Source organism: Mycobacterium sp. BK086, assembly GCA_004362315.1.
Classification (GTDB): Bacteria; Actinomycetota; Actinomycetes; order Mycobacteriales; family Mycobacteriaceae; genus Mycobacterium.
Window position 1 is genome coordinate 972,036 of the sequence record SNWL01000004.1, and the last position, 24,100, is coordinate 996,135.

At 67.7% G+C, this 24,100-nt stretch carries 22 protein-coding genes; 11 read left to right on the forward strand and 11 right to left on the reverse strand.

Going from position 1 to position 24,100, the window contains the following annotated elements:
• Positions 1–68 precede the first annotated feature (68 nt).
• Together EV580_RS15395 and EV580_RS15400 are read left to right on the forward strand one after the other, a co-directional pair.
• On the forward strand, positions 69–656 hold the full coding sequence (locus EV580_RS15395) for a molybdopterin-dependent oxidoreductase (RefSeq protein WP_133692015.1): 588 nt from the start codon (positions 69–71) through the stop codon (positions 654–656).
• Entirely contained in the window at positions 653–3,040 is a 2,388-nt protein-coding gene (locus EV580_RS15400; RefSeq protein WP_133692016.1) for a putative bifunctional diguanylate cyclase/phosphodiesterase, read from the forward strand. The genes EV580_RS15395 and EV580_RS15400 overlap by 4 nt, the downstream gene beginning before the upstream one ends.
• Here EV580_RS15400 and EV580_RS15405 read toward each other — a convergent pair.
• The gene (locus tag EV580_RS15405; RefSeq protein WP_133692017.1) at positions 3,031–3,546 is read right to left on the reverse strand and encodes a pullulanase; all 516 of its coding nucleotides are present in this window, start codon (positions 3,544–3,546) and stop codon (positions 3,031–3,033) included. The two genes, EV580_RS15400 and EV580_RS15405, sit on opposite strands and share 10 nt — an antisense overlap.
• Positions 3,547–3,553: 7 nt before the next feature.
• On the reverse strand, positions 3,554–5,011 hold the full coding sequence (locus tag EV580_RS15410; protein WP_133692018.1) for a CCA tRNA nucleotidyltransferase: 1,458 nt from the start codon (positions 5,009–5,011) through the stop codon (positions 3,554–3,556).
• 142 nt (positions 5,012–5,153) lie between these two features.
• On the opposite strand from EV580_RS15410, the gene EV580_RS15415 reads away from it, so the two are divergent.
• The 8 genes from EV580_RS15415 to EV580_RS15450 all read left to right on the forward strand — a co-directional run bounded on the left by EV580_RS15415 (position 5,154) and on the right by EV580_RS15450 (position 15,746).
• Complete coding sequence (locus EV580_RS15415; protein WP_183504038.1) at positions 5,154–5,957, forward strand: NUDIX hydrolase; 804 nt, start codon at positions 5,154–5,156, stop codon at positions 5,955–5,957.
• Entirely contained in the window at positions 5,954–8,290 is a 2,337-nt protein-coding gene (locus tag EV580_RS15420; RefSeq protein WP_133692020.1) for a DUF6049 family protein, read from the forward strand. Before EV580_RS15415 ends, EV580_RS15420 begins: the two co-directional genes overlap by 4 nt.
• Positions 8,287–11,805: a murein biosynthesis integral membrane protein MurJ gene (murJ, locus tag EV580_RS15425; protein WP_133692021.1), complete on the forward strand. Its 3,519-nt coding sequence runs from the start codon at positions 8,287–8,289 to the stop codon at positions 11,803–11,805. Before EV580_RS15420 ends, murJ begins: the two co-directional genes overlap by 4 nt.
• Before the next feature lie 62 nt (positions 11,806–11,867).
• Complete coding sequence (gene sigM, locus EV580_RS15430) at positions 11,868–12,404, forward strand: RNA polymerase sigma factor SigM (protein ID WP_133692022.1); 537 nt, start codon at positions 11,868–11,870, stop codon at positions 12,402–12,404.
• 39 nt (positions 12,405–12,443) lie between these two features.
• Complete coding sequence (locus tag EV580_RS15435; protein ID WP_133692023.1) at positions 12,444–12,938, forward strand: RsmA family anti-sigma factor; 495 nt, start codon at positions 12,444–12,446, stop codon at positions 12,936–12,938.
• 109 nt (positions 12,939–13,047) lie between these two features.
• On the forward strand, positions 13,048–14,019 hold the full coding sequence (gene trxB, locus EV580_RS15440) for a thioredoxin-disulfide reductase (protein WP_133692024.1): 972 nt from the start codon (positions 13,048–13,050) through the stop codon (positions 14,017–14,019).
• Positions 14,016–14,348, forward strand: a complete 333-nt coding sequence (gene trxA / locus EV580_RS15445) for a thioredoxin (RefSeq protein WP_133692025.1) — start codon at positions 14,016–14,018, stop codon at positions 14,346–14,348. Before trxB ends, trxA begins: the two co-directional genes overlap by 4 nt.
• Positions 14,349–14,498: 150 nt before the next feature.
• Positions 14,499–15,746 (forward strand): N-acetylmuramoyl-L-alanine amidase, encoded by a 1,248-nt coding sequence (locus tag EV580_RS15450; protein WP_166654714.1) that lies wholly within the window; start codon positions 14,499–14,501, stop codon positions 15,744–15,746.
• Between the two features lie 13 nt (positions 15,747–15,759).
• On the opposite strand, the gene EV580_RS15455 is transcribed toward EV580_RS15450, so the two are convergent.
• The 9 genes from EV580_RS15455 to rpmH all read right to left on the reverse strand — a co-directional run bounded on the left by EV580_RS15455 (position 15,760) and on the right by rpmH (position 21,857).
• On the reverse strand, positions 15,760–16,488 hold the full coding sequence (locus EV580_RS15455) for an acetyltransferase (RefSeq protein WP_183504050.1): 729 nt from the start codon (positions 16,486–16,488) through the stop codon (positions 15,760–15,762).
• Positions 16,489–16,716: 228 nt separating this feature from the next.
• A complete protein-coding gene (locus EV580_RS15460; protein ID WP_133692027.1) occupies positions 16,717–17,682 on the reverse strand; it encodes a ParB/RepB/Spo0J family partition protein in 966 nt (321 codons plus the stop codon).
• Positions 17,683–17,694: 12 nt separating this feature from the next.
• A complete protein-coding gene (locus tag EV580_RS15465; protein ID WP_133692028.1) occupies positions 17,695–18,744 on the reverse strand; it encodes a ParA family protein in 1,050 nt (349 codons plus the stop codon).
• Positions 18,633–19,337, reverse strand: a complete 705-nt coding sequence (rsmG, locus tag EV580_RS15470) for a 16S rRNA (guanine(527)-N(7))-methyltransferase RsmG (RefSeq protein ID WP_133692029.1) — start codon at positions 19,335–19,337, stop codon at positions 18,633–18,635. The genes EV580_RS15465 and rsmG overlap by 112 nt, the downstream gene beginning before the upstream one ends.
• Before the next feature lie 47 nt (positions 19,338–19,384).
• Complete coding sequence (locus EV580_RS15475) at positions 19,385–19,936, reverse strand: Jag family protein (RefSeq protein ID WP_166654715.1); 552 nt, start codon at positions 19,934–19,936, stop codon at positions 19,385–19,387.
• Between the two features lie 34 nt (positions 19,937–19,970).
• Entirely contained in the window at positions 19,971–21,068 is a 1,098-nt protein-coding gene (yidC, locus tag EV580_RS15480) for a membrane protein insertase YidC (protein ID WP_133692030.1), read from the reverse strand.
• Positions 21,061–21,342, reverse strand: coding sequence for a membrane protein insertion efficiency factor YidD (gene yidD, locus EV580_RS15485; protein WP_133692031.1), 282 nt, complete (start codon positions 21,340–21,342; stop codon positions 21,061–21,063). Before yidD ends, yidC begins: the two co-directional genes overlap by 8 nt.
• Entirely contained in the window at positions 21,339–21,695 is a 357-nt protein-coding gene (gene rnpA, locus EV580_RS15490; protein ID WP_133692032.1) for a ribonuclease P protein component, read from the reverse strand. The genes yidD and rnpA overlap by 4 nt, the downstream gene beginning before the upstream one ends.
• Positions 21,696–21,713: 18 nt before the next feature.
• On the reverse strand, positions 21,714–21,857 hold the full coding sequence (gene rpmH, locus EV580_RS15495) for a 50S ribosomal protein L34 (RefSeq protein WP_005142265.1): 144 nt from the start codon (positions 21,855–21,857) through the stop codon (positions 21,714–21,716).
• A 572-nt stretch (positions 21,858–22,429) separates the two neighbouring features.
• On the opposite strand from rpmH, the gene dnaA reads away from it, so the two are divergent.
• Positions 22,430–23,932: a chromosomal replication initiator protein DnaA gene (gene dnaA / locus EV580_RS15500; protein ID WP_133692033.1), complete on the forward strand. Its 1,503-nt coding sequence runs from the start codon at positions 22,430–22,432 to the stop codon at positions 23,930–23,932.
• Positions 23,933–24,100 lie beyond the last annotated feature (168 nt).

Sequence of the window (24,100 nt, forward strand, 5' to 3'; positions counted from 1 at the left end):
GTTGCGCATGCCCAGCGCATTTTGACGAAGACGGAAAAAGGTTGCCCGGGGCAGTATCATCGCCGTTCATGCGTATCCGCCTCCCTGCCGCCGTCGCGGCGGGGGTGGTCAGCATCATGGGAGCGGCCGCCTGCGCGACCACCACCCCCACTCCCCAACACACCGCCGCGGCCTCCCCCACTCCGGCAGCAGCGCCGACGACCAACCCCTACGGCGGCGGCACGATCGACGCGCCCGCCGCGACCGAGCCCGTACTGACCGTCAAGGGCGGTAGCGCGCCGCTGTCGCTGACCCTGGACAAGCTCAACGCCCTGGGCAACACGACGGTCACCCTCGATGAACCCTTCGTCAAACGGCGGGAAACCTACAGCGGCGTTCCGCTGGCCGCGGTCCTCGGCAAGGCCGGCATCCCCGACTCGGCCACGATCGACACGATCGGGCTCGACGACTACCACTACATCAGCGCCGCCAAACCCATGATCGAGTCGGACGCGCTGATCGCGACCGATCGCGACGGCACGCCCATCCCGTATGACCAGGGCGGGCCGATCCGAATCGTCTTCCCGGACGGAACCCCGTTGTCGTCGGTGCTCGACGCCTGGAATTGGAGCCTGGCCGCGATCATCGTCAAGACGCCGAGCGGGCCCGGCTCATGATCAGCGATCACTGGCTCACCCCACCGGGCCCACGACTCACGCTCAACCGCGGCCAGCAGGTGGTGGCGGGCGTGCTGGTGCTACTGCTCATCGCGCTGGTCGTGGTCGGCGTCCAATCCTCGGCTCAGCAGCGCGCTTTCACCAACCACAACGCCCGCAGCGAAGCCGTCAGCACCAACACCTTCTTCACCGTGCGCGACTCACTCACCTACATCGAGCAAGCGCAGCAATACCTGCTCGGCGTCGTGCCACGGCGTGAGGTTCAGATCTCGCGGGCGCTCCTCGCCCAGCGGCTCGGCGTGATCGCCGCCAACGGGGTGAGCGCTGCCGAGTCGACCACGCCCGAATACCGTTGGGCCTTAACCTCATTGGACAGTGTGATCGCCGAGGCGCCGCCCGGGGTGCTGCCGCCCGACGAGCGTGCCGAGTGGGCCGACACCATCCTGCCCCGCGCCGAGGTGCTCTCCGAGGCGACCCATGCGCTGGCTGCCGGCAGCCCGTCCGGCCTGCACCGCGTCGATCGGCTCGCCGAACAGGGCCTGCTGCGCGGCGGGGTGATCCAGCTGACCATGCTGATCGCCGCTCTGGTGCTCGCCGCGGCGCTGCTGTGGTGGGTCGCCGCCAACGTGGTGCGCCAGTACCGCTCGGCCCGAAGGGCTTTCGACGACGAGCGGGAGGCGTTGCGCAAAACCGAGGACCGCCTCGACCGGGTCTCCGCACTCGAACGCGGACAGGCGCGCATTCTCGAACGGATCGCCACCGCGGACCCGGTGCCGTCGGTGCTGCGCCAGATCGTGCAGTTGGCCGCCGAAGTGTCGGGGGCTCCGGCGGTCCGCATCGCGATGGGTCCGCGCTCGGTGGTCTACCCGATCGGCGCGGACGTGTCGGCGACGCCGGCGTGGACCGGCGCGGTCAACGACACCGCCGACGCCGCCGGGATGCTCGAGGTGTTCGGCGACCCGCAAGCTCTGGACGACCTGGCCCACACCGCGTTGGTGCGCTGCCGCGACCTCATCACCCTGGCGCTCGAGCGCGACGCGTCGGCGCGGCGGCTGTCCTACCAGGCCAGCCACGACGCTCTGACCGGGCTGGCCAACCGCAGCCTGCTGTTGGCCCGGCTGTCGCAGAGTCTGCTGTTGGCCCGCCGCCGCGGAACCCCACTGGCACTGCTGTTCTGCGACCTGGACCGCTTCAAGATGGTCAACGACTCCATCGGCCACGCCGGCGGTGACGAGCTGCTGATCGAGGCCGCGCGACGGCTGTCCGGAACGATCCGCGACACCGACACGGTGGCTCGCCTCGGCGGCGACGAATTCGTCGTGCTGTGCCCGGAACTGCCCGACCGGGCCCAGGCCATCGCGCTGGCCGAGCGGATCCGCGCCACGCTGAGCGCGCCGTACACGATCGACGGCAAGGAGGCGTTCGTCGACGCCAGCATCGGGATCACCTTCGCCGACGAATCCACGGTGTCGGGGGCCGAACTGATGCGCGAAGCCGACGTCGCCATGTACCGGGCCAAGCTCACCGACGGCAGCCACATCAACGTCTTCGATTCCCTTCTCGAAGCCGAAGTCGCCCAACGCCTCGACCTCGACTCCGCGCTGCGGCACGCGGTGGAACGCGACCAACTGCGGTTGCGCGCCCAGCCGATCGTCATGCTCGACAGCGGTGTCGTGATCGGCTTCGAGATGCTGTTGCAGTGGCACCGGCCCGGGCTGCCGCTGCTGACCCCCGGTGCGTTCATTCCGCTGGCCGAGGACAACGGCATGATCGTCGAGATCGGCCGCTGGGTGCTACGCGAGACGATCCGCACCCTGGCCCAGTGGCGGGCCGACGGACTGGCGCTCGATCTGACGATGGCCGTCAACGTGTCGCCCCGCCAGGTCCGGGAGCCCGGCTTCGCCGAGGAGGTCCTGCACCTGCTCGAAACCGCCGGGCTGCCACCGGAATCGCTGATCATCGAGCTCACCGAACACGCCCTGGTCGACCTGCGGGTCGCTCACCCCACCCTTGCCCGGTTACGCGATGCCGGGGTGAGCGTCTCCCTCGACGACTTCGGCACCGGCTATTCGTCGTTGACCCAGCTGCGCACGCTACCGGTGGATCAGATCAAGCTCGACCGGTCATTCGCGGCCGCCCTCGACGAGGGTGACGCCAAGCAGCGGGCCGTGGTGCAGTCGGTGGTGTCATTGGCCAGCGCGCTGACCCTCGACCTCGTGGTGGAGGGAATCGAGACGATCGCCGAGCGCGACACCCTGCTGGATCTGGGGGCGCGAACGGGCCAGGGCTTCCTCTATCACCAACCGCTGCAATGGGATGCCGCGCGTGAGCTCCTGGAGTCGGGTGGGATCTGCACGGTGCCCGCGGAGAGCGCCTACAGCTGACTGGCGTCGTCGGACGCACCGTCACCGTCGGTGTCGACCAACGTGAGATCCCAGCGGCCATCGCCGTCGGTGTCGACGTAACCGGTATCGAAACCGCCGTCGGAGCCGGCCCTCAGCACCCGATCGGCCAACCCGTCCCGATCGACGTCCAGTAGCCGATCAGGCCGGCCATCACCGTCGAAATCGACTGTGCCACTTGCGGTGTGCTCGACACCGTCGAGGCCGAACCAGCGCAGCGGACCACCCGGGCCCGCCGGAGTCAGTGCCCAGGTGCCGGATCCGTCGTCGGTGTACAGGGTTTGGCTGCTGCCGTCGTCGTCGAGGTCGAACGCGGCGTGGTCGGCCAGGCCGTCATCGTCCAAATCGGCGAGTGCGTCGTCGTAGAGCCCATCACCGTCGATATCGAGGCGCACCCCGTCGAGCTCACCGTCGCCGTCGATATCCACCGCGGGCTGTCCGCTGAACATCGTCGCCGATCCGTCGCCAGATCCCAGGCAGTAATCCATACCCGGCTTAGACGCCGGGATCGTCCTTCGCGTTCCACCAGGCGAGCAACTCGGCGACGGCCTCGTCGTGGGACAGCGGGCCGCGGTCCAGGCGGAGCTCCTTGAGGAAGTTCCACGCCTGCCCGACCTGTGGGCCGGCCGGAATGTCGAGCAGCCGCATGATCTCGTTGCCGTCCAGATCCGGGCGCACCCGTGCCAGATCCTCCTTGGCGGCCAGCTCGGCGATGCGGGTCTCGAGCTGGTCGTAATTGGCCTGAAGCCGGGCCGCGCGCCGCTTGTTGCGGGTGGTGCAATCGGCCCGAACGAGCTTGTGCAGCTTGGGAAGTAGCGGTCCGGCATCGGCGACGTAGCGCCGCACCGCCGAGTCGGTCCACTTGCCGTCGCCGTACCCGTGGAACCGCAGATGCAGATAGACCAGCTGCGAGACGTCGTCGACCATCTGCTTGGAGTACTTCAGCGCCCGCATCCGCTTGCGGACCATCTTCGCGCCGACCACCTCGTGGTGGTGAAAGCTCACGCCGCCGTCGGCCTCGTGGCGGCGCGTCGCCGGCTTGCCGATGTCGTGCAGCAGCGCCGCCCAGCGCAACACCAGATCCGGCTGCTCCTCCAGCTCCATGGCTTGGCGCAAGACCGTCAGTGAATGCTGATAGACGTCCTTGTGCTGATGGTGTTCGTCGATGGCCATCTGCATGCCGCCGATCTCGGGCAGCACCACATCGCCCATCCCGGTCTGCACCATGAGGTCGAGCCCGGCGACGGGGTCGGCTCCCAGCAGCAGCTTGTCCAGTTCGACGGCCACCCGCTCGACGGTGATGCGGCCGAGTTGCGGTGCCATCTCCCCGATCGCCTGCCGCACCCGGTCGGACACGTCGAAGCGCAGCTGCGAGACGAACCGCGCCGCGCGCAACATCCGCAACGGGTCGTCGCCGAAGGAGATCTCGGGGGCCGACGGGGTGTCGAGGACGCGCTGACGCAACGCGCTGAGGCCGCCGAGCGGGTCGATGAAATCGCCGGGCCCGTCGGCGGTGATGCGCACCGCCATCGCGTTGACGGTGAAATCGCGGCGCACCAGATCGTCTTCGAGCCGGTCGCCGAATTTCACCTCGGGGTTGCGCGACACCTGGTCGTAGCTGTCAGCGCGGAAGGTGGTGATCTCGAGGCGGTCCATGTCCGGACCCAGGCCCTTGCCCACCCCGACGGTGCCGAACTCGATGCCGGTGTCCCACAGCGCGTCGGCCCACGGCCGGACGATCTTCTGAATGACATCGGGCCGCGCGTCGGTGGTGAAATCCAGGTCCGCGGTCAGCCGGCCCAGAAAAGCGTCGCGCACACTGCCGCCGACGAGGTAGAGCTCGTGTCCCGCCTCGGCGAACCGCGCGCCGATTCCGCGCAGCACCTCACCGTGTTGGTTGAGCGCGACGAGGGCTCGGGCGAGCAGCTCGACGTCGTGGGTGGCTTCGGACACGTGGCGTGAGCCTAGTCGTCCGACGATGCAGGCGCCCCGGCGCCTGAGGAGGAGGACGACCATCGGACCCAGCGGCAGATGGGTGAGTCACTACCGGCGAGTGCGGACGGGCGGCCATGCCGTGCCAGCTACTATCGCTTGGGTGTCGGACGGCGAACAGGCCAAACCACGACGGCGCCGGGGTCGGCGCCGCGGCCGTCGCGCGGCTGGTCCGGCAAATCCCACCGCAGCGGACACCGCCACCACTGAATCCTCCGGCGCCGCAGTGCCCGCGCCCACCCCCAACAACGGCAACGGCCAGCCCCCGCCGGGCAAACCGGGGCGGCCCCGCGCATCACGACGCGCGCCCGCCCGGCTGCGCACCGTCCACGAGACGTCGGCGGGCGGACTCGTCATCGACGGCATCGACGGCCCACCCGAAGCTCAGGTCGCCGCACTCATCGGCCGCGTCGACCGGCGCGGGCGGATGTTGTGGTCACTGCCCAAGGGCCACATCGAACAGGGCGAGACCGCGGAAGAAACCGCCATTCGCGAGGTCGCCGAGGAAACCGGGATCCGCGGTCAGGTGCTGGCCGCGCTCGGCAGCATCGACTACTGGTTCGTCACCGAGGGCCGCCGCGTCCACAAGACCGTGCACCACTACCTCATGCAGTTCTCCGGTGGTGAACTGTGCGACGAAGACGTCGAAGTCACCGAGGTGGCCTGGGTGCCCGTCGGGGAACTTCCCAAGCGGCTGGCCTACGCCGATGAGCGCAAGCTCGCCGAGATCGCCGGCGAACTGATCCAGCTGCTGCAGTCCGACGGTGTCGCCGCACTGCCCCCGCTGCCGCGCACCAGCCCGCGCCGACGCCCCCAAACGCATTCACACACCCGCAACCGTCGCTCCGACGACGCCGGGCCGCGTCAATCCGGCCCGCGGACGAACGGCTGCGGACCGGGAACGTGACCACGCCGAGGCGGGTCGGCATTCTGCCCCGGATCGTGGTGATCCTCGGTGTACTTGCCTTGCTCGCGATGCCAACGACCGCGCCTGCCGCCGCAGGCGAACCCGGATCGACGCCGTTCCTCCAGGTTCGCATCGACAGCGTGTCGCCGGATCTGATCACCACCACCAGTGAGCCGATGGTCACCGTCACCGGCACCGTCACCAACGTGGGCGACCGACCCGTACGCGACGTCGTCGCCCGTCTGGAACACGCGGGTGCAGTGACCTCCTCGGCCGGCCTGCGCACCAACCTCGACGGCGCCAACGACCAGTTCCAGCCGGTCGGCGAATTCACCACCGTCGCTCCCGAGATGCAGCGCGGTCAGGCCGTCGGGTTCACCTTCAGTTACCCGATCCGGTCGCGCACCGCGCCGTCGCTAGGCATCGACAAGCCCGGGGTGTACCCGCTGCTGGTGAACATCAACGGCACACCGGACTACGGCGACGCGGCCCGGCTCGACGACGCCCGGTTCCTGCTGCCGGTCCTCGGCGTTCCGCCCGAGGCGGCCGACCCCGCAACCGACACCGTCGCCGACGTCGTGCCCCCCGACACCACCAAGCCCGTCGCGGTGACGATGTTCTGGCCGCTGGCCGACAAGCCGCGGCTGGCGCCCGGGGTGCCCGGCGGCACCACACCGGTACGGCTGATGAACGACGACCTGGCCGTGTCCTTGGCCGCAGGAGGCCGGCTGGACACCTTGCTGTCCGCGGTGGAGTTCGCCACCAGCCCGGCCGTGGATCCCGGCGGTGACACCGCCCGCGCGCTCTGCCTGGCTGTCGACCCCGACCTGTTGGTGACGGTCAACGCGATGACCTCCGGCTACGTCGTGGCCGACGCGCCCGACGGGCTCGGCGCCGCGGCCCATCCGGGCACCGGGCAGGCCGCCGCGGTGGCCTGGCTGGACAAGCTGCGCGGACTGGCCAAACGGATGTGCGTCGCCCCCACCCCGTATGCGCAGGCCGATCTCGGCGCTCTGGAACGCGTCGGCGATGCGGGACTCAAGTCCGCGGCGACCGGCGCGGCCGGCGACATCATCGATCAGATCCTGGGCGTGACCTCCGTGCGCGGCGCCACGATCCTGGGTGACGGTCCGCTGACCCGGCCCGCGGTCGACCTGCTCAGCGGCCAGGGGTCGACGGTCGCGATCGCCGCCGCGGACTGCTCGGCCCAGGATTCCTCGACCGGGGAACCGATGATCGCCGACGTGACCCCCCGCCGGTTGTCCCCTCAGGTGGTGATGGCGCCGTTCGATCCGGCCGTGGGCGCCGCGTTGGCCGCCGTCGGGACCGACCCCGATCTCCCTACCTACCTCGACTCGTCGCTGAACGTCCCACTCGACCACGACTCCACGGTCGCCCGGCGCCAGGACGCCGTCGCGTCGATGCTCTGGCGGTCGCTGCAGCCGGCGGCGGAACCCCGCACCCAGATCCTGCTGCCGCCGTTGAAGTGGAGCCCGCAGCCCAGCGACGCCCAGTCGATGTTGACCGCACTGGCCACCACGATCCATTCGGGGCTGGCCGTCGCCCGGCCGCTGGATGCGGTGATCACCCAGTCGCCGACGCTGGCCGACGCCGCCAGCCCCGGCGCCGAGCTCCCGGGCGCCAGCCGTGGCCAGTTCGACGACGACGTCGTCTCGACGATCACCGGCCAGGTCGGCCGGCTGTGGGGCCTGACCGCCGCGCTGACCACCGATCCGCGGACCGGGCTGACCGGGCCGCAGTACACCGCGCCACTGCGCGAGGACATGCTGCGCGCGCTGAGCCAGACCGAGCCGGCCGACGAGCGCAACGACCTGGCCCGGCGCCGGCTGGGCGCGGTCGGCACCACGATCAACGACTTGTTCGGCGCGGTCACGATCGTCAACCCCGGCGGGTCGTACACGCTGGCCACCGAGCACAGCCCGCTGCCGCTGGCGGTGCGCAACGACCTGGCCGTGCCGATCCGGGTGCGCCTACAGGTCGACGCACCCCCGGGAATGACCGTCACCGATCTCGGCGAGCAGGAAGTGCCGCCCGGCTATCTCCCGCTGCGGGTTCCGATCGAGGTGCACTTCACCCAGCGGGTCGCCGTCGACGTCGCGCTACGTACCCCCGACGGGCTGCAACTCGGTGAGCCAGTACGCCTTTCGGTGCATTCCAATGCCTACGGCAAGGTGCTGTTCGCGATCACGTTGATCGGTGGCACGGTGCTGGCGCTGCTCGTCGGACGCCGGCTCTACCACCGGTTCCGCGGCGAACCCGATCCCGCCGACCTGGATCGCCCCCGGCGGGCCGCGGCCGAGGGCCGCGAATGACGCCGCCGCCCCGCCGGCCGGTCGCCTACGTGCGGCCCGGCCCCCGCACCCGCGCGGTACGCGCCGAGCTCTCCGACGCCGCGGTGGTATCGCGCTCCTGGGGGATGGCGCTGGCCACCCTGATCAGCCGCATCACCGGGTTCATCCGCATCGTGCTGCTGGCCGCCATCCTCGGCGCCGCGCTGTCCAGTGCGTTCACCGTCGCCAATCAGCTTCCCAACCTGATCGCCGCGCTGGTGCTGGAGGCCACGTTCACCGCGATTTTCGTGCCCGTGCTGGCGCGCGCCGAACGCGACGACCCCGACGGTGGCGAGGCCTTCGTCCGCCGGCTCGTCACGCTGGCCACCACACTGCTGCTGGTCGCCACCATCCTGTCGGTGGCCGCGGCCCCGCTGCTGGTGCGCCTGATGCTCGGCCACGACCCGCAGGTCAACCAGCCGTTGACCACCGCGTTCGCGTATCTGCTTCTGCCGCAAGTGATCTTCTACGGACTGTCGTCGGTGTTCATGGCGATCCTGAACAACCGCAACGTGTTCGGGCCGCCGGCGTGGGCTCCGGTGGTCAACAACGTCGTCGCGATCGCCACCCTCGGCCTGTATCTCCTTGTGCCGGGCCCGCTGTCGGTCGATCCCGTCGAGATGGGCAACGCCAAGCTGCTGGTGCTCGGTATCGGCACGACGCTGGGCGTGGTGGCCCAGACCATGGTGCTGTGGCTGGCGATCCGCGCCGAGCGGATCAGCCTGCGCCCGCTGTGGGGAATCGACGATCGGCTCAAGCGGTTCGGCACGATGGCCGGCGCCATGGTGCTCTACGTCTTGATCAGCCAGGTCGGTCTGGTGGTCGTCAACCAGATCGCCAGCACCGCCGCGGCATCGGGCCCGGCGATCTACAACTACACCTGGCTGGTGCTGATGCTGCCGTTCGGCATCATCGGCGTCACCGTGCTGACCGTGGTGATGCCGAGGCTCAGCCGCAACGCCGCCGCCGACAACACCACCGCGGTGCTGGCCGACCTGTCGCTGGCGACCCGACTGACGATGGTGACCCTCATCCCGATCGTGGCGTTGATGACCGTCGGCGGCCCGGCGATGGGCAGCGCGCTGTTCGCCTACGGCAAGTTCGGCGAAGTCGACGCGAACTACCTCGGCATGGCGATCAGCCTGTCGGCGTTCACGCTCATTCCCTACGCGCTGGTGCTGCTGCAGCTGCGGGTGTTCTACGCCCGCGAACAACCGTGGACGCCGATCCTGATCATCGTTGCGATCACCGTGGTCAAGATCGCGGCATCGGTGGTTGCTCCGCATCTGACCAATGACAAGGAGATGGTCGCCGGTTATCTGGGCCTGGCCAACGGCATCGGTTTCCTGGCCGGCGCCGTCCTGGGCTACCTGCTGCTGAACCGCGCTCTCAAGCCGCCGCGCGGCAAGCTGCTGGACCTCGATGTGGTCCGCACGATCCTGGTCACCACGGCCGCGTCGCTGCTGGCCGGATTGATCGCCTACGTCATCGACCGGCTGCTGGGCCTGCAGGCGCTCACCGAGCACGCCGGCGGCGTCGGGTCGCTGCTGCGGCTGGTGGTGCTCAGTCTGATCATGCTGCCGATCCTCGGCGCGGTGATGCTGGCCGCGCGGGTTCCGGACGCGGTCGCCGCCTGGAGCGCGGTCAAACGGCGGATCACCCGGACCCCGCCGGTCGTGGTGACTCCCCTTGCTGCGCTCGACCGGGCGCAGGTCCGCACCCCGGTCACGTACCCTGAGCACAGCAATTCGTCCGGAATCTCGGACGCGACGCGGAAAGGACCGGAGGTGAACGACCAACCCTCGGGTATGCCTCCCGCCGATTCCACGGGCGACGCGACCACGAAGATTCCGCGCCAGGCCGCCGACGACTTCCAGCCCGACGTACCTGATGCCGAGGTACAGGTCGGGACGGTGCCGCCGTCGGTGCCGCCGAAACAGCCGAACGCCGACTTCGCCGGCGATCCCACGCGCGAACCGCTCGCCTTCGATCCGCCACGCGAACCCGCGATGGAACCCACCGCCACGCCCGACGATGACGAGTCCCACCTCATTCCCGGGGCGAGCATTGCCGGCGGCCGCTACCGCCTGCTGGTCTCCCACGGCGGCCCACCGGGCTTGCAGTTCTGGCAGGCGCTGGACACCGCCCTCGACCGGCAGGTGGCCCTGACGTTCGTCGACCCCGACCGGACGATGACCGACGCACAGGTCGAGGAAATCCTTTCCCGCACACTCAAACTCAGCCGCGTCGAACGGCCTGGCATCGCCCGGGTGCTCGACGTCGCCAACACCGGGACCGGCGGTCTGGTGGTTTCCGAATGGATCCGGGGCGGCTCGCTGAAGGAAGTCGCCGACACCTCGCCGTCGGCCATCGGCGGCGCACGGGCCGTGCAGTCCCTGGCCGCCGCGGCAGATGCCGCCCACGGTCAAGGTGTGGCACTGTCCATCGACCATCCCAGCCGGGTCCGGGTCAGCATCGAAGGCGATGTCGCGCTGGCATTTCCCGCGACGATGCCCGGCGCCACCCCCGAGGACGACATCCGCGGGATCGGCGCCGCGCTGTATGCCCTGCTGGTCGATCGCTGGCCGCTGCCGGAGAAGGGCGTGCCCAGTGGTTTGCAGCCCGCCGAGACCGACCCTGCCGGTGAGGCCCTCGAGCCCCGGGCGATCGACGGTGCCATCCCCTTCCAGATCTCGGCGGCAGCAGCTCGCTCGGTCCAGGTCGGTGGCGGTATCCGTTCAGCCCCAACACTTTTGAATCTCTTGCAACAGGCCACCGCGCTGGCCGATCGCACCGACCTGATCGAGCCGGTCGAACCCGTCGGACCGGTACCCTCGCGGCCCGATGCCGCACCCGACGCCGAGGCCCAGGCCCGGCGCAAGCGCAATCTGCTGATCGGGGTCGGGGTCGGCGCCGCGATCCTGGTGATCGCCCTGATCGTGTTGGCTTCGGTGCTGTCCAGCATCTTCGGTGACGTGGGTGGTGGGCTCAAGGGCGATCAGCTCGGCCTGAACCCCTCGACATCGCAGAGCCAGAGCGAGACCGCCAGCGGCAGCACCGTCAAACCCGTCAAGGTGACCGTCTTTTCACCGGGCGGCGGTGCCGACAATCCGGACAAGGCCGACCTCGCTCTATCCAGCGGCCCGGGCTGGCCGACCGACACCTACACCGATCCGAATCCGTTCCCCAACTTCAAGAACGGCGTCGGGCTGCTGTTGCAGCTACCGCAGGCGACCACCGTCGGCAGCGTGTCGTTGACGGTGCCCAGCACCGGCACCCAGGTGCAGATCCGGGCGGCCTCCTCGGCCAACCCGACCACCCTCGACGACACCACCGTGCTGAGCCAGCCGACTGCATTGCAGCCGGGCGCCAACACGATTCAGGTCAACGCCAAGGATCCGACGACCTACCTCGTGGTGTGGATCTCGACGATGGGCACCACCGACGGCAAGAACAAGACCGAGATCTCCGGGCTGACGGTCAAAGCCGCGTCCTAGTTCCTAACAGGCTGTGCCTTGGGTGAAGTGCCCGCCCGCGCCGGCGCACATACCGTCCGGCCATGCTCAGCTCTCTCGGCCCGGTCGTCGTTCGCAGCGACGCCGAACTGCTGGCCGCCCACGTGGCCGGCGACCGCTACGCATTCGAGGAGCTCCTGGGTCGCCACCAACGCCGGCTGTACAACCTCGCCCGCCGCACCACCCGCAGCCCCGAGGACGCCGCGGATGCGATGCAGGACGCCATGCTGGCCGCGCACCGCGGTGCTGCCTCATTTCGTCACGACGCCGCCGTCGGCAGCTGGTTGCACCGCATCGTGCTCAATGCATGTCTGGACCGGTTGCGCCGGGCCGTCACGCACCCGACGATCGCGCTGACCGATGACGGGCCGAGCATGGACCGCACAGCCGAGCTGGACACCGTGCTGGTGGTGCGTCGCGCTTTGATGCGCCTGCCTGCCGACCAGCGGGCGGCCGTACTGGCGGTCGATATGCATGGGTATTCGGTTGCCGATGCGGCGGCGCTGCTGGGGGTGGCCGAGGGCACCGTGAAGAGCCGTCGTGCCCGCGCGCGGGCACGACTGACCGGGCTGCTGGGCTGACATGGCCGTGCGCCGGATCCGACCCGGCACACTGGTCGGGTGGAGCCAACGCATACCGTCACCCCGGCGTCCACCGGCCCGGCCGCCCACGCCCGGCGACCGGCCATCCGCAACGGCCGGTTGATCGCGGCCGGTGCCGGTGTCGTCGCCGTGCTGGCCGCAGTGGGTCTCGGCACCGCGGCGCTTCTTCAGTCCACCGGTCCCACCGCCAGCACCGTGACCAGTGCCAGCATGATCACCGTCACGCCCAAGATGCCGATCTCCAGTCGTGAGCTGAACGGACTGATCGCCCGCAGCCCCGACTTCGGTCCGCTGGCCGACCCCAAGCGCCGGGCGGCGTGCCTGAGCGCACTGGGCTACTCCGGTTCGGTGCAGGTCCTGGGCGCGAAGACCCTGCAGGTCGACGGCCGCCCCGCGATCATCTTGGTGTTGCCGGGCGACCAGCCGGACGTGATCATCGGGGTGACGGTCTCGGCGAATTGCAGCGCGGTCGACACCGGACTCATCGCCGACACGACCGTGCGCCGCCCATAGTGCACGGCCGGGAACAGCGCGGCCTACCCTGTTGTTTGACCAGGTGCCCATAAGGCACCCGACGCGCAGGCGATTCGCCTGCAGCCCGGGACCGGGCAGAAAGGCTGGTATGAGCGCCAACAACGTTCATGACGTCATCGTGATCGGATCGGGCCCCGCCGGCTACACCGCGGCGATCTACGCCGCCCGTGCGCAGCTGCAGCCCGTCGTGTTCGAAGGCACCTCCTTCGGCGGCGCATTGATGACCACCACCGAGGTGGAGAACTTTCCCGGCTTCCGTTCGGGCATCCAAGGTCCGGAGCTGATGGACGAGATGCGCGAGCAGGCGCTGCGCTTCGGTGCCGACCTGCGGATGGAAGATGTCGAATCCGTCGAGCTGGACGGACCCGTCAAGAAGGTCGTGACCGGCGAAGGCGAGACCTTCCTGGCCCGGTCGGTCATCCTCGCGATGGGTGCGGCCGCCCGGTATCTGGGCGTGCCCGGCGAGCAGGAACTGCTCGGCCGCGGCGTCAGCGCCTGTGCGACCTGTGACGGGTTCTTCTTCAAGGACCAGGACATCGCCGTCATCGGCGGCGGCGACTCGGCGATGGAAGAGGCCACGTTCCTCACCCGCTTCGCCCGCAGCGTCACCCTGGTGCACCGGCGCGACGAGTTCCGGGCCTCCCGGATCATGCTCGAGCGTGCCCGCGAGAACGAGAAGATCACCTTCCTGACCAACACCGCGGTGGATGCCGTCGAGGGCGACACCACGGTCTCCGGCCTGCGCGTGCACAACGTGCTCACCGGCGAGGAGTCCACCCTGCCGGTGACGGGCGTGTTTGTGGCGATCGGCCACGATCCCCGCTCCGAGCTGGTGCGCGGCGCCGTCGACCTCGACCAGGAGGGCTACGTGCTGGTCCGCGACCGGACCACCGCGACCTCGCTGGACGGCGTGTTCGCCGCCGGCGATCTGGTCGACCACACCTACCGGCAGGCCATCACCGCCGCGGGGATGGGCTGTTCGGCCGCGATCGATGCCGAGCGCTGGCTGGCAGATGCCGACGACACTGCACACACCGAGATGATTGGAGCACACCAATGAGCGACGGCGGCGCGACCGTAACGGTTTCCGACGACTCCTTCAGCCAGGACGTCCTTTCCAGCAATACCCCTGTGCTCGTTGACTTTTGGGCCACCTGGTGCGGCCCGTGCCGCATGGTCGCCCCGGTGCTCGAGGAGATCGCCACCGAGAAGGCCGGTTCGCTGAAGGTCGCCAAGCTCGATGTCGACGCCAACCCGGCGACCGCACGCGACTTCCAGGTGGTCTCGATCCCGACGCTGATCCTGTTCAAGGACGGCGAGCCGGTGAAGCGGATCGTCGGCGCCAAGGGCAAGGCTGCCCTGCTGCGCGAGATCGCCGACGTCGTCTAGATCACCTTCAAGACCGAGACGATTCCGTTACAGGCGGCTTCGCCTGCCGTTTTCCGGAATGCGGCAGGCTTCTGAGAGAATGCCTCCTAGCCTGTGTGCAATCGTCAGGGCTTGAATAGCCAGCTGACAACGGTGACCGAGGGGCCCTGTATGTCGAGTCTTCGCCACGGTTCTGGGGGCGACGCCTCCTGGAACCGGAGCGGCCGAGATGATGTCTTGCGCCGCGGTGACCGCAGCGCCGCCGTCGTCGAGATCCGCACGGCGTTGGCGGCACTGGGTCTGGTCGACGGGCTCGACGAGAACCTCACCACCGGACGGCACGTGGCCGCCGACGTCTTCGACGCCGATCTCGACCACGCGGTGCGCGATTTCCAGCAGCGGCGCGGCCTGCTCGTCGACGGCATCGTCGGCGAAGCGACCTACCGCGCCCTCAAGGAAGCCTCCTACCGGCTCGGCGCCCGCACCCTGGTGCACCAGTTCGGCGCCCCGATGTACGGCGACGACGTCGCCACCTTGCAGTCCAAGCTGCAGGAACTCGGTTTCTACACCGCGCTGGTGGACGGCTACTTCGGGTTGCAGACGCACAACGCGCTGATGTCCTACCAGCGTGAGTACGGCATGGCCGCCGACGGCATCTGCGGCCCGGAGACGTTGCGCTCCTTGTACTTTCTGGGTTCGCGAGTCACCGGTGGTTCGCTGCACGCCATCCGTGAGGAGGAGCTGGTCCGCCGCTCGGGACCCAGGCTGTCGGGCAAGCGGATCATCATCGATCCGGGCCGCGGCGGTAACGACCACGGAGTGATCACCAACGGTCCCGACGGGCCGATCAGCGAAGCAGACATCCTGTGGGACTTGGCAAGTCGGCTCGAAGGCCGGATGACGGCGATCGGCATGGAGACCTTTATCTCCCGGCCGGCCAGCCGCAGTCCGCTGGATGCCGAGCGGGCCGCTACCGCCAATACCGTCGGGGCCGACCTGATGATCAGCCTGCGCTGCGAGACCCAGCCCACCCCGTCAGCCAATGGAGTGGCCTCGTTCTACTTCGGCAGCTCGCACGGCTCGGTCTCGACGATCGGCCGCAACCTCGCCGACTTCATTCAGCGAGAAGTTGTGGCGCGCACCGGTTTACGTGATTGCCGGACCCACGGTCGGACCTGGGATCTGTTGCGGCTCACCAGAATGCCTACTGTCCAGGTCGACGTCGGCTACATCACCAACCCGCGTGACCGCTCGATGCTGGTGACCAACCAGTCCCGCGATTCGATCGCCGAGGGCATCCTGGCCGCCGTCAAGCGGCTCTACCTGTTGGGCAAGAACGACCGGCCCACAGGCACTTTCACGTTCGCCGAACTTCTCGCCCACGAGCTGTCGGTCGAGCAGGCCCGGCCCGCCCTCTGATCGCTCTAGACCGCTAGCCGCGAATCTCCGCACCGGCGCCGACCGGCTGCTGCAGTTGGGCACTCGTGAGCAACCGCTCCAGCGCTGCCTCGACTTCGGCCTTCCAGCCCAGCCCCTTGTCGAGTTCCAGCCGCAGCCGCGGGAAGTACCGGTGCGGCGCGACGACGGTGAAGCCGGCATCGAGCAGAAAATCGGCACCGATCATGCACTGGTCGAACGAGCAGTCCCCCAACGCTTCGATGGCCGTGCGCAGCTCGGGATCCGCCGCATCGACGAGCAGTTCGTCGGCGTCGGCGGTGCGACCGAACGCCTCCAGTGCCCGCACGCCGCGGCGGACGAGTTCGGTGACCACCTGACTGATCAACGAGTGCGTCAGCCCGTCGGTCTGCCCGGGCTCGATTCCCATCGACGTCAGCAAGACGGCATCGGCGCTCACCGGTCCGCTCGGGAATCGCGCCGCGCGCGGGACCGCACGCGGGGGCGCGTACAAGACGTAGCCCAGGCACGGTTCTTCATCGTCGGACTCCGAGCCCTCGGCCGGCGCCTTCGTCGCGACCTGACCGCATGACCCCCACTCCAGCATGACCATCGACAGCCATGCTTCCTTCTCGAACTCGGGGTCGGGGAGATAGTCACCGGCGCTGAGGGTCGCGGGGTCGAGCTCCCAGAACACACACCGGCGGGCATGCTTCGGCAATTGCTCGAACGCCTCGAGTCGCAGCGGCATGATGCGAACGGACACTAGCCTCCCCGGCTTTCACGCGGTGCAAATGCGCGCATGCGCCCCTTCAGAATAGGAGAGCCGATACCGAACGTGCCAGTAGTGGCCCGGCAACTCTGCCGAAAGTTCCTTTGGGGCGAAAGATGTTGGGGCACTGTACGATTCCTCGATCCACGGGGCAGGCAGCGAACGCTGGCCGATGCTGGCGTCACAGTGACGTAACTACCCGGTATCGCCGTACCTGTTTTTTCAGGCTCCGGGCCGGTTCATCATGTCGACAATGCGCTGCAGATCGTCCACCGAGCCGAATTCGACGACGATCTTGCCCTTGCGCTTCCCCAGGCTCACCGTCACCCGAGTGTCGAAGGTACTCGACAGCCGCTCGGCGACATCTTGGAGCCCCGGCATCTGGATCGGCTTGCGACGGGGCGCGGTCGGCGCCTTCGCCTCCGACCGATTGGCCAGAGTCACCGCCTCCTCGGTGGCCCGCACCGACAAACCCTCGGCGATGATGCGGGCAGCGAGCTCTTCCTGAGCCTCCGGGCCGGCCTCCAGGGACAGCAGCGCCCGCGCATGCCCGGCCGAGAGCACGCCGGCGGCGACCCGTCGCTGGACGGCGATCGGCAACCGGAGCAACCGGATCATGTTGGTGATGACCGGACGCGATCGGCCGATACGGGCGGCGAGTTCATCGTGGGTGACTTCGAACTCTTCGAGCAATTGTTGGTAGGCCGCCGCCTCTTCCAACGGGTTCAGCTGAACGCGGTGGATGTTCTCGAGCAGTGCGTCGCGCAACAGATTGTCTTCGGCGGTCTCCCGCACGATCGCCGGAATGGTCGCCAGTCCGGCCTCTTGGGCCGCGCGCCACCGCCGCTCCCCCATTACCAATTGGTAGCGACTGGGTGCTCCGGGTGCGGCATCGGGAACCGCGCGCACCACGATCGGTTGCATGAGACCGAACTCGCGGATCGAGTGGACGAGTTCGGCGAGCGCTTCCTCGTCGAAGACGTGGCGCGGCTGGCGCGGATTGGGCTCGATGGCCGAAGGGTCGATCTCGCGGTAGACCGCCCCGACGCTGTCCACATTCAGTGGGGCCCCGCCGCCGATCACGACATCGGCCGCCGCCGCGCCCAGGCGCGGACCGCCGTCGGCCGGTCCGGTCGGGATAAGCGAGGCGAGACCACGGCCCAGGCCGCCTTTGCTCTTCGATGACATGTGTGCCTCCACTTATGCCGGGGTCGCCCGTTGCGCGAGCTCTTTACTGGCGTCAAGGTAACTCATCGCACCGCGTGAGCCGGGGTCATAATCGATGATCGTCATGCTGTATCCGGGTGCCTCGGACACCTTGACGCTTCGCGGGATCACCGTTCCCAGGACCTTGTCGCCGAAGTAGTTGCGGACTTCGGAGGCGACCTGGTCGGCCAACTTGGTACGGCCGTCGTACATCGTGAGGACGACAGTGGAGACGGTCAGCTGCGGGTTGAGGTGCGCCCGGACCATTTCGATGTTCCGCATCAACTGCGAGACACCTTCCAGTGCGTAGTACTCGCACTGGATCGGGATCAGCACCTCGGGTGCCGCGACGAGCGCGTTGATGGTCAGCAACCCGAGCGACGGCGGGCAGTCGATGAAGACGTAATCGAAGTCGGAATCGTCGAGTGCGGCCAGCGCGTTGCGCAACCGGTTCTCGCGAGCGACCATGCTGACGAGTTCGATTTCCGCACCGGCCAGGTCGATGGTCGCCGGCACACAGAACAGTCGCGGGCTGTGCGGGCTCTGCCGGACCGCCGCCTGCAGTGGGATCTCCCCAAGGAGCACCTCGTACGACGACGGCGTGCCGGACTGCCGTTCGGCGATCCCCAGCGCGGTGCTCGCGTTGCCCTGCGGGTCGAGATCGATCACCAGGGTCTTGAGTCCTTGGACCGCGAGGGCGGCGGCCAGATTCACCGCTGTCGTGGTCTTGCCGACGCCGCCCTTCTGATTGGCGACGGTGAAGACACGGCGCCGACGAGGACGTGGCAGCTGGCCGGCCACCGTGTGAAGAACCTGCATCGCGCGCTCGGCAGCCGCGCCGATGGGCGTCTCGTAGTTGTCGGCCGGGTTCCATGTTTCACGTGAAACATCGGTACCGGATGCCCCCGCTGGATTCGGGTTGGATGGGACAGTCATGATCCCTTTCTTTCCGACGATCGTGTTGGCCGCTTCCCGCCCGACGCTCGCTCCCCCCGCACCGCGATCACCACGGTCACGGGTGGATCCGAATAGCTCTCGCCACATCTCATCACCCTCACATCGGTTGCGCCTAACGAAGCCATTCCGCGCCGTCCCTCGACGACTTCCTCCTCGGCGCGCTCGCCCTTCATCGCCAGCATGCGACCGCCTGGGCGCAACAACGGCAGGCTCCAGCGGGTCAGCTTCTCGAGAGACGCGACCGCCCGGGAGACAACGACATCCGCTCCCCCGGCCCGAGTGCGCACGCCGGGTTCCTCCGCTCGCCCGCGCACGATCTCGACCGGGAGACCCAGCGCTGCGATGGTCTCGTCCAGAAACTCCGTCCGCCGCAACATCGGCTCGATCAGAGCGACGTGAACATCGGGCCGCGCGATAGCGATCGGCAGACCGGGCAGGCCGGCGCCGCTGCCGATATCGAGAACCCGCTCACCCGGTTGAACCAACTCGGCGACCGCGGCGCTGTTGAGGATGTGCCGTTCCCACAGCCGTTCGACTTCCCGGGGACCGATCAACCCGCGCTCGACACCGGGCCCGGCGAGCAGATCTGCATAGCGATGGGCCAGGCCGACCCGGTCTCCGAAAACGACTTCGGCGGCCGTCGGAGGTGGGGGCGCAACGCCATGTTTCACGTGAAACATCCTCCGGTCTTCTCGGCCGCCGAAGCTAGAACTACACCGATGTAACTTCAGCCCTTAAGGACGACGACGCGGCGCGACGGCTCCACGCCCTCGCTCTCGCTGTGCACACCATCGACACCCGCAACGGCATCGTGCACGATCTTGCGCTCGAACGGCGTCATCGGTGCCAACTCTTCACGCTCGCCACTGTCCAGCACGCGGCGGGCCACCTTATCGCCCAGGGCGCTCAGCTCTTCCCGGCGGCGACGGCGCCAGTTCGCGATGTCCAGCATGAGCCGGCTGCGCTCCCCCGTCTTCTGGTGCACGGCCAACCGGGTCAGCTCCTGCAATGCATCGAGAACCTCGCCCTTGCGCCCGACCAACTTCGACAGGTCCTCGCCGCCGTCGATGCTCACGATCGCGCGGTTGCCTTCGACGTCGAGATCAATGTCGCCGTCGAAGTCCAACAGGTCGAGGAGCTCTTCCAAGTAGTCGCCCGCGATCTCGCCCTCGGCGACGAGGCGCTCTTCCAAGTCCTCGCCCTTTTCGGCACCCTGCTCCGCGACTTCATCCACCGCTGCATCGGTCTCGGTCACGTCGGTGATTTCCGCTTCAGTCATGTGTCTCTCCCTCTTTAGCCGGAGCTATCTCCGGTCAACGCTTACGTTTCTTGGGCCGCGTCCCCGGGCGCGGTGTGCGGTTGGCCGCGCCACCCGCCGCTGGTTTGTCCGATCCCAGTTCGGTGCCCGTGTCGGTGTCGATCTCAACCGCTTCGGCCGCGTCCTCGGTATCGGCAGATTCAGTGGCAGCACCGTTGGTCGCCGCAACGCCCTTCTTCGGCTTGGTCGGCTTGGCGCCGGGCGCCGGCGCGTTCGCCGAACGGCGAGCCAGCGCCTCCTCCTTCTTCGCCTCTTCTTCCTTCTCGATCTTGCCGAAGACGTAGTGCTGCTGACCGAACGTCCAGATGTTGTTGGACACCCAGTAGATGATGATGGCGATCGGCAGGAAGGGTCCGCCGACGACGACGCCGAGCGGGAACACGTACAGCGCGAGCTTGTTCATCATCGCGGTCTGCGGGTTGGCCGCAGCCTCCGGACTCTGGCGCGCGACCGAGGCCCGGCTGTTGAAGTAGGTGGCGATACCGGCGAGCAGCATCAGCGGGATGCCGACGGCGATGACCGCCGGTCGGCTGAAGTCGAAGTTCTTGAAGGCCTCCAGGCCCGAGGTCTGGGTCATGCTCGCGCTCAGCGGAGCTCCGAACAGATTCGCGTCGAGGAAGTGCCCGACGTCGGTGGCACTGAAGAAGTAGTTACCGGTGGCGCGGTTCTCCTCCACCGAAAGGCCGAGTTGGCCGAAGCCGTGCTGCGTCCGGTTGAACGACCGCAGCACGTGATACAGCCCGAGGAACACCGGGATCTGAGCCAGCATCGGCAGACAGCCCAGGATCGGGTTGAACCCGTGCTCCCGCTGTAGCTTCTGCATCTCCAGCGCCATCCGCTGGCGGTCCTTGCCGTACTTCTTCTGCAGCGCCTTGATCTGCGGCTGCAACTCCTGCATCTGCCGGGTGGTACGGATCTGGCGGACGAACGGCTTGTACAGCAGCGCGCGAAGGGTGAACACCAGGAACATCACCGACAGCGCCCAGGCGAAGAAGTTGGCCGGCCCGAGGAAAGAGGCGAACAGCTTGTACCAGAGCCACATAATCCCCGACACCGGGTAATAGATGACGTCCAGGCTGAACCAATTAAACATGCATGCTCCTGCTGTCGCTGTCGACATCGGCCCCGGGCGCCTGCGGGCACCGCTCGGGTATTGGGTCCCATCCTCCCCGATGCCACGGTCCGCACTTCCCCAGCCGGATCAGGGTGAGCCAACTCCCCCGGATCAACCCGTATTCGGTCAGCGCGTCCACGGCGTACTGACTACATGTCGGCGTGAACCGGCATGTCGGCAGGCGCAGTGGCGAGATGGTGTGGCGGTACAGCTCGATGAGGAAGACCAGCGCTCGGACCGGAAGGTGGGTCACCGCGCCTTCTCCATCAGATCGTGGGTGCGACGGATGCCGGTGCGCAGCTGCTGTTCCAACCGAGCCGACATCGCGTGGCGGCTGGTGGGCAGCGCACGGATCACGATGCGCTCGTCTGGCGTGAGATCCGGGAGGACCGCTCTGGCTACATGCCGCAGCCGGCGGGACACTTGATGCCGCTGGACGGCATTGCCCACGGATTTGGCGACCACCAGACCGATTCGGGGTCCGCCGTCGGTCTGGGACTCACGTCGTGCGTGCACGACGATGTCCGGCTGCGCCGCTCGCACCCCGTGCTTGATGGTGGCGCCGAACTCCGCAGACCGTGTCATCCGGAACTGAGCCGGGAGCACGCCGCCTGATCTCGTGGATCAGGCAGTCAGTGAACGACGCCCCTTGCGGCGCCGGCCCGTCACGATGGCGCGCCCGGCACGGGTGCGCATACGCAGACGGAAGCCGTGAACCCGCGCCCGGCGCCGGTTGTTCGGCTGGAAGGTCCGCTTGCCCTTGGCCACGGCTATATCTCCTCGTCGTATGGCAGTCGCTATCCGGTGGACACGCTTACGCGTGTACCCAGACGAACGCCACTGCTCGTTATAAGCTCTGGTCTCGCTCGAAACCGGCGCGGTCCCGAATCCCGGTCGCAGCCGTATCGCCACGTACGGGCGACTGTTCGAGGGTACTGACCGAGCTTCCCCTGGTCAAACCGCCTTGTCGGACCGTTCATCGCCGCAGGGATGAACAACCGTCACAGCCGTCACGAGCCTCCCGCGCGCCGTTATACCAACGTGATCAGAATGTTGCAGAACGGTTGGCACCCGCCCCGAAAACTGTTAGCTTCTGCCAAAGCCGCTTCAGCACGGGGCGGCGCGCCAATCAACTAGCGGGGGCACAGGCCGGCGTAAGTCCAGACGACACCGAATTGCTCGGATTAACTGCCGGCCCGAGTTCCTGCGCCGATATGCTGCGAGACGAGGACGACTGTCCTGTCCACACCTGTGGATAACTATGTGGACAGATTTGTCGTCGTCTCCTTTGCTTTTGTGTGTTCTATGGAATTTGCCGATCGGACCAGGGGGATCTGTCGTTGACCGAAGATCCCGGTTCAGCGTTCGCCACAGTGTGGAGCTCGGTCGTTGCTGAGCTCAACGGCGACGGAACTGCGGACCCACGCCTCAGTAATGGCACTGGCGGCGACGCTCCGCTGACCCCGCAACAGCGGGCGTGGCTCAAGTTGGTCCAGCCGCTGACCATCGCCGAGGGGTTCGCGCTCCTGTCAGTGCCGAGCAGTTTCGTCCAGAACGAGATCGAGCGTCATCTGCGGACCCAGATCGTCGACGCCCTCAGTCGCCGGCTCGGACAGCGGGTCGAGCTCGGCGTGCGCATCGCCCCGCCGGATCTGGAAGCCGACGAGGACCCCGCTACCCCGGACGTCCAGGCGGCCGATCCCGAACTCGACGAAGTCGACGAGGATCGCGAAGCCTTGGCCAGCGCCCACGAAACCTGGCCGAGTTATTTCATCGAACGCCCGCGCAGCAATACCGCCGCGGAGACTCCGGCCATCAGCCTCAACCGGCGCTACACCTTCGACACGTTCGTCATCGGAGCGTCGAATCGATTCGCGCACGCCGCCGCACTGGCGATCGCCGAAGCACCGGCCCGCGCGTACAACCCGTTGTTCATCTGGGGCGAGTCCGGACTGGGCAAGACCCACCTGCTGCATGCGGCAGGCAACTACGCCCAGCGGCTGTTCCCCGGCATGCGGGTGAAGTACGTCTCGACCGAAGAGTTCACCAACGACTTCATCAACTCGCTGCGCGACGACCGCAAGGTCGCCTTCAAGCGCAGTTACCGCGATATCGACGTGCTGCTGGTCGACGACATCCAGTTCATCGAAGGCAAGGAAGGTATCCAGGAAGAGTTCTTCCATACCTTCAACACGTTGCACAACGCCAACAAACAGATCGTCATCTCCTCAGACCGGCCGCCGAAACAGCTGGCCACTCTCGAAGACCGGCTGCGCACCAGGTTCGAGTGGGGTCTGATCACCGATGTTCAGCCGCCCGAGTTGGAAACCCGCATCGCCATCCTTCGCAAGAAGGCTCAGATGGAGCGGCTCGATGTGCCCGATGACGTCCTGGAACTCATCGCCAGCAGCATCGAGCGCAACATCCGGGAGCTCGAGGGTGCGCTGATCCGGGTCACGGCCTTCGCCTCGCTGAACAAGACACCGATCGACAAGGCCCTGGCCGAGATCGTCTTGCGGGATCTGATCGCCGACGCCGGCACCATGCAGATCAGCACGGCGGCCATCATGGCGGCCACCGCCGAGTACTTCGACACCACCGTCGAGGAATTGCGCGGCCCCGGCAAGACCAGAGCACTGGCGCAATCCCGGCAGATCGCGATGTATCTGTGCCGAGAACTCACCGATCTGTCGCTGCCCAAGATCGGCCAGGCGTTCGGCCGTGACCACACCACAGTCATGTACGCCGAGAAGAAGATTCGCGGTGAAATGGCCCATCGGCGTGAGGTGTTCGATCACGTCAAGGAACTCACCACACGGATTCGTCAGCGTTCCAAGCGCTGAAATCCCACTTTTTCTGTCATCTCGTCATAAAAACTTTGGTCACTGTCGTACCAGTGGTCACACTCCTGCCTTGTGCACACGGCTGTGGACAACACCTCACAACTCCGTCGAAGTACCCGAATGACAATGAACAACCCGTGGCTGTGCACACGCGCCCTGTGATTCGCC

What these genes read in the sequence shown, in the direction of transcription:
- EV580_RS15395 (WP_133692015.1), top strand. Translation starts at nt 69, where the DNA reads ATGCGTATCCGCCTCCCTGCCGCCGTCGCGGCGGGGGTGGTCAGCATC.
- EV580_RS15400 (WP_133692016.1), top strand. Translation starts at nt 653, where the DNA reads ATGATCAGCGATCACTGGCTCACCCCACCGGGCCCACGACTCACGCTC.
- EV580_RS15405 (WP_133692017.1), bottom strand. Translation starts at nt 3,546, where the DNA reads ATGGATTACTGCCTGGGATCTGGCGACGGATCGGCGACGATGTTCAGC.
- murJ (WP_133692021.1), top strand. Translation starts at nt 8,287, where the DNA reads ATGACGCCGCCGCCCCGCCGGCCGGTCGCCTACGTGCGGCCCGGCCCC.
- sigM (WP_133692022.1), top strand. Translation starts at nt 11,868, where the DNA reads ATGCTCAGCTCTCTCGGCCCGGTCGTCGTTCGCAGCGACGCCGAACTG.
- trxB (WP_133692024.1), top strand. Translation starts at nt 13,048, where the DNA reads ATGAGCGCCAACAACGTTCATGACGTCATCGTGATCGGATCGGGCCCC.
- trxA (WP_133692025.1), top strand. Translation starts at nt 14,016, where the DNA reads ATGAGCGACGGCGGCGCGACCGTAACGGTTTCCGACGACTCCTTCAGC.
- EV580_RS15450 (WP_166654714.1), top strand. Translation starts at nt 14,499, where the DNA reads ATGTCGAGTCTTCGCCACGGTTCTGGGGGCGACGCCTCCTGGAACCGG.
- EV580_RS15460 (WP_133692027.1), bottom strand. Translation starts at nt 17,682, where the DNA reads ATGTCATCGAAGAGCAAAGGCGGCCTGGGCCGTGGTCTCGCCTCGCTT.
- EV580_RS15465 (WP_133692028.1), bottom strand. Translation starts at nt 18,744, where the DNA reads ATGTGGCGAGAGCTATTCGGATCCACCCGTGACCGTGGTGATCGCGGT.
- rsmG (WP_133692029.1), bottom strand. Translation starts at nt 19,337, where the DNA reads ATGTTTCACGTGAAACATGGCGTTGCGCCCCCACCTCCGACGGCCGCC.
- EV580_RS15475 (WP_166654715.1), bottom strand. Translation starts at nt 19,936, where the DNA reads ATGACTGAAGCGGAAATCACCGACGTGACCGAGACCGATGCAGCGGTG.
- yidC (WP_133692030.1), bottom strand. Translation starts at nt 21,068, where the DNA reads ATGTTTAATTGGTTCAGCCTGGACGTCATCTATTACCCGGTGTCGGGG.